The sequence below is a fragment of the Candidatus Enterococcus willemsii genome, assembly GCF_009933335.1.
Taxonomy (GTDB): Bacteria; Bacillota; Bacilli; order Lactobacillales; family Enterococcaceae; genus Enterococcus_F; species Enterococcus_F willemsii.
Genome location: NZ_MAEL01000051.1, coordinates 4,266 through 4,732, shown reverse-complemented (window position 1 = coordinate 4,732; position 467 = coordinate 4,266). Strand labels below are relative to the sequence as shown.

Genomic DNA, 467 nt, shown 5'->3' with positions numbered 1-467 from the left:
GCATTAGGAAATGAATTTGTAACTGTTATTAAAGAATCTTCTGTCGTATCAGTAATTGGTGTATCTGAATTGATTTTCCAAGCTGGAAATGTTCAAGGTGCAAGTTTTAAACCCTTCTTACCTTACGTGATTGTTTCATTAATTTATTTCGTATTGACATTTACACTTTCACGTCTGTTAGGTGTAGCTGAAAGGAGAATGAGTACAAATGATAAAGGTTGAGAATTTACACAAAAGTTATGGGAAAAATGAAGTATTAAAAGGAATTAATTTAACCATTACGGCAGGTGAAGTTGTGGTCGTAATTGGTCCTTCAGGAAGCGGGAAAAGTACTTTTTTACGTTGCTTGAATTTATTGGAACAACCTTCAGACGGCGTGATTGAATTTGAAGGGACCAATATTTTAGCTAAAGGCACAAATATTGATCAATTACGTCAAAAAATGGGAATGGTCTTTCAAAATTTTA

1 protein-coding gene and 1 pseudogene are annotated in these 467 nt (G+C 33.4%); both read left to right on the top strand.

Going from position 1 to position 467, the window contains the following annotated elements:
- A pseudogene (locus tag BAU17_RS14235) lies at nt 1-222 on the top strand (ABC transporter permease); the annotation flags it as partial.
- A partial coding sequence (locus BAU17_RS10445; RefSeq protein WP_161902770.1) for an ATP-binding cassette domain-containing protein occupies nt 209-467 on the top strand: 259 nt, incomplete at its 3' end. The pseudogene BAU17_RS14235 and the gene BAU17_RS10445, both read left to right, overlap by 14 nt.